This is a genomic window from Acinetobacter sp. YH12023, from assembly GCF_013420135.1.
GTDB lineage: Bacteria > Pseudomonadota > Gammaproteobacteria > Pseudomonadales > Moraxellaceae > Acinetobacter > Acinetobacter amyesii.
This window is the reverse complement of sequence record NZ_VOYU01000029.1, coordinates 1-4691: the sequence shown is the minus strand read 5'-3', so window position 1 is coordinate 4691 and position 4691 is coordinate 1. Positions and strand designations below refer to the sequence as shown.

Below are 4691 nucleotides of genomic sequence, written 5' to 3'. Positions count from 1 at the left end.
TTGGGTGTTGTATAGTCAAGCCTCACGAGCAATTAGTATTGGTCAGCTTCATGCGTCACCGCACTTCCACATCCAACCTATCAACGTCGTAGTCTTCAACGGCTCTTTAGTGGACATAAAGTCCAAGGGAAATCTTATCTTGAGGTAGGCTTCCCGCTTAGATGCTTTCAGCGGTTATCCCTTCCGAACATAGCTACCCGGCGATGCGACTGGCGTCACAACCGGTACACCAGAGGTTCGTCCACTCTGGTCCTCTCGTACTAGGAGCAGATCCTCTCAAATTTCCAGCGCCCACGGTAGATAGGGACCGAACTGTCTCACGACGTTCTAAACCCAGCTCGCGTACCTCTTTAAATGGCGAACAGCCATACCCTTGGGACCTGCTTCAGCCCCAGGATGAGATGAGCCGACATCGAGGTGCCAAACACCGCCGTCGATATGAACTCTTGGGCGGTATCAGCCTGTTATCCCCAGAGTACCTTTTATCCGTTGAGCGATGGCCCTTCCATACAGAACCACCGGATCACTAAGACCTACTTTCGTACCTGCTCGACTTGTGGGTCTCGCAGTTAAGCGCGCTTTTGCCTTTATACTCTACGCGTGATTTCCGACCACGCTGAGCGCACCTTCGTACTCCTCCGTTACTCTTTAGGAGGAGACCGCCCCAGTCAAACTACCCACCAGACATGGTCCTCGCTCCAGATCATGGAGCAGAGTTAGAACCTCAATATTACCAGGGTGGTATTTCAAGATTGGCTCCACCGAAACTAGCGTCTCGGTTTCAAAGCCTCCCACCTATCCTACACAAGTAAGATCAAAGTTCAATGTCAAGCTGCAGTAAAGGTTCACGGGGTCTTTCCGTCTAGCCGCGGGTACACCGCATCTTCACGGCGATTTCGATTTCACTGAGCCTCTGCTGGAGACAGCGCCCCCATCATTATGCCATTCGTGCAGGTCGGAACTTACCCGACAAGGAATTTCGCTACCTTAGGACCGTTATAGTTACGGCCGCCGTTTACTGGGGCTTCGATCAAGAGCTTCGCTTACGCTAACCCCATCAATTAACCTTCCAGCACCGGGCAGGCATCACACCCTATACGTCCACTTTCGTGTTTGCAGAGTGCTATGTTTTTAATAAACAGTTGCAGGGGCCTGGTTTCTGTGGCTGCTCTCAGCTCAGGAAGCAAGTTCCATCACCAAAAGCAGCGTACCTTCTCCCGAAGTTACGGTACCATTTTGCCTAGTTCCTTCAGCAGAGTTCTCTCAAGCGCTTTGGTCTACTCGACCTGACCACCTGTGTCGGTTTCGGGTACGATTCCAGTGTAACTGAAGCTTAGAGACTTTTCCTGGAAGTATGGTATCAGCCACTTCACTGTACAAGTACAGCTTGCTGTCAGATCTCAGCATAGAGTACCCCGGATTTGCCTAAGATACATGCCTACTTCCTTTCACCTGGACAACCAACGCCAGGCTGACTTAACCTTCTCCGTCCTCTCATCGCATTACACTGAAGTATTGGAATATTAACCAATTTCCCATCGACTACGCCTCTCGGCCTCGCCTTAGGGGTCGACTCACCCAGCCCCGATTAACGTTGGACTGGAACCCTTGGTCTTTCAGCGAACGGGTTTTTCACCCGTTTTGTCGTTACTCACGTCAGCATTCGCACTTCTGATACCTCCAGCAGACTTCTCAATCCACCTTCATCGGCTTACAGAACGCTCCCCTACCACGTACACATAAGTGTACATCCGCAGCTTCGGCATATAGTTTTAGCCCCGTTACATCTTCCGCGCAGGCCGACTCGACTAGTGAGCTATTACGCTTTCTTTAAAGGGTGGCTGCTTCTAAGCCAACCTCCTAGCTGTCTATGCCTTCCCACATCGTTTCCCACTTAACTATAATTTTGGGGCCTTAGCTGGCGGTCTGGATTGTTTTCCTCTTGACTACGGACGTTAGCACCCGCAGTCTGTCTCCCGGATAGTACTCATTGGTATTCGGAGTTTGCATCGGTTTGGTAAGTCGGGATGACCCCCTAGCCGAAACAGTGCTCTACCCCCAATGGTATTCGTCCGAGGCGCTACCTAAATAGCTTTCGGGGAGAACCAGCTATCACCGAGTTTGATTAGCCTTTCACCCCTATCCACAAGTCATCCCCTGGCTTTTCAACGACAGTGGGTTCGGTCCTCCAGTTAGTGTTACCCAACCTTCAACCTGCTCATGGATAGATCACCCGGTTTCGGGTCTACACCCAGCAACTAAACGCCCTATTAAGACTCGATTTCTCTACGGCTCCCCTAATCGGTTAACCTTGCTACTGAATGTAAGTCGCTGACCCATTATACAAAAGGTACGCAGTCACCAAACAAGTTGGCTCCCACTGCTTGTATGCATGCGGTTTCAGGATCTATTTCACTCCCCTCACAGGGGTTCTTTTCGCCTTTCCCTCACGGTACTGGTTCACTATCGGTCAGTCAGGAGTATTTAGCCTTGGAGGATGGTCCCCCCATATTCAGACAAGGTTTCACGTGCCTCGCCCTACTCGACATCATTATCTAAGCCCTTTCGTGTACAGGACTATCACCTACTATGGTCGCACTTCCCAGAGCGTTCCACTAAAGCTTAGATAACTTAATGGGCTTTTCCCCGTTCGCTCGCCGCTACTGAGGGAATCTCAATTGATTTCTTTTCCTAAGGGTACTGAGATGTTTCACTTCCCCTCGTTCGCCTCATAAACCTATGTATTCAGTTTATGATACCCGCCTTATAGCGGGTGGGTTTCCCCATTCAGAAATCTCCGGATCACAGGATATTTGCCGCCTCCCCGGAGCTTATCGCAGGCTATTACGTCTTTCATCGCCTCTGACTGCCAAGGCATCCACCACATGCACTTAATTACTTGACTATACAACCCCAAACAGTCGCTAATACATACAAGTTGTATTTCGCGTCGCAAACTTAATTGCCACAGTTAGAGTCTCGTGAACTTAATCACTGTACAGCTTCAATTAGATTCATATACCAAAACGCTTGATTCAGTTAATTTCGCTAGTAACTCATTTCATTCAACTTTCACAATTGCTTGTTAAGTTAAATCAAACGAGTATGAACAAATTATTTCAACTCAAATATATTCTGTTAATGATTTTTCCAGCCTTCGTCAGGTCAGGAAACTGTGATAAATCACAGAGCTTAATAACAATGAAGCGAATCATACGCCACTTTGTTGCTAAGCTCTATAACCTAAACACTTGATCGCTTAAGGACTAAGCTAACAATCGTTTGATTGTTTATTTTAGCTTCGTTCTTTATACATTGCGTAGCAATGTATGGTGGAGACTAGGAGAGTCGAACTCCTGACCTCCTGCGTGCAAAGCAGGCGCTCTACCAACTAAGCTAAGTCCCCAGCTTATCAATAAGTCAATGTTTCTGTTTTTCTGTTTGCTTCCGTATTTTATTCAAATACTTCGTTAGTCAGAATGGTGGGTCTGACAAGACTTGAACTTGTGACCCCACGCTTATCAAGCGTGTGCTCTAACCAACTGAGCTACAGACCCTCAGATACATCGTCATGAAGAACAACTTGTTGTGGATTCTTACCAATCGTCAATCTTTCGTTAAGGAGGTGATCCAGCCGCAGGTTCCCCTACGGCTACCTTGTTACGACTTCACCCCAGTCATCGGCCACACCGTGGTAAGCGTCCTCCTTACGGTTAGACTACCTACTTCTGGTGCAACAAACTCCCATGGTGTGACGGGCGGTGTGTACAAGGCCCGGGAACGTATTCACCGCGGCATTCTGATCCGCGATTACTAGCGATTCCGACTTCATGGAGTCGAGTTGCAGACTCCAATCCGGACTACGATCGGCTTTTTGAGATTAGCATCTCCTCGCGGAGTAGCAACCCTTTGTACCGACCATTGTAGCACGTGTGTAGCCCTGGTCGTAAGGGCCATGATGACTTGACGTCGTCCCCGCCTTCCTCCAGTTTGTCACTGGCAGTATCCTTAAAGTTCCCGGCTTAACCCGATGGCAAATAAGGAAAAGGGTTGCGCTCGTTGCGGGACTTAACCCAACATCTCACGACACGAGCTGACGACAGCCATGCAGCACCTGTATGTAAGTTCCCGAAGGCACCAATCCATCTCTGGAAAGTTCTTACTATGTCAAGACCAGGTAAGGTTCTTCGCGTTGCATCGAATTAAACCACATGCTCCACCGCTTGTGCGGGCCCCCGTCAATTCATTTGAGTTTTAGTCTTGCGACCGTACTCCCCAGGCGGTCTACTTATCGCGTTAGCTGCGCCACTAAAGCCTCAAAGGCCCCAACGGCTAGTAGACATCGTTTACGGCATGGACTACCAGGGTATCTAATCCTGTTTGCTCCCCATGCTTTCGTGCCTCAGCGTCAGTATTAGGCCAGATGGCTGCCTTCGCCATCGGTATTCCTCCAGATCTCTACGCATTTCACCGCTACACCTGGAATTCTACCATCCTCTCCCATACTCTAGCTTCCCAGTATCGAATGCAATTCCCAAGTTAAGCTCGGGGATTTCACATCCGACTTAAAAAGCCGCCTACGCACGCTTTACGCCCAGTAAATCCGATTAACGCTCGCACCCTCTGTATTACCGCGGCTGCTGGCACAGAGTTAGCCGGTGCTTATTCTGCGAGTAACGTCCACTATCTCT

2 tRNA genes and 2 rRNA genes are annotated in these 4691 nt (G+C 49.2%); all 4 read right to left on the bottom strand.

The annotated features are described in order from the left end of the window. Positions 1–11: 11 nt before the first annotated feature. Positions 12–2905 (bottom strand): 23S ribosomal RNA (locus tag FTT92_RS16500). Between the two features lie 425 nt (positions 2906–3330). Further along, positions 3331–3406: transfer RNA gene (locus FTT92_RS16495), tRNA-Ala, on the bottom strand. Between the two features lie 74 nt (positions 3407–3480). Continuing rightward, positions 3481–3557: transfer RNA gene (locus tag FTT92_RS16490), tRNA-Ile, on the bottom strand. Positions 3558–3618: 61 nt separating this feature from the next. After that, positions 3619–4691, bottom strand: a 16S ribosomal RNA gene (locus FTT92_RS16485); the annotation flags it as partial.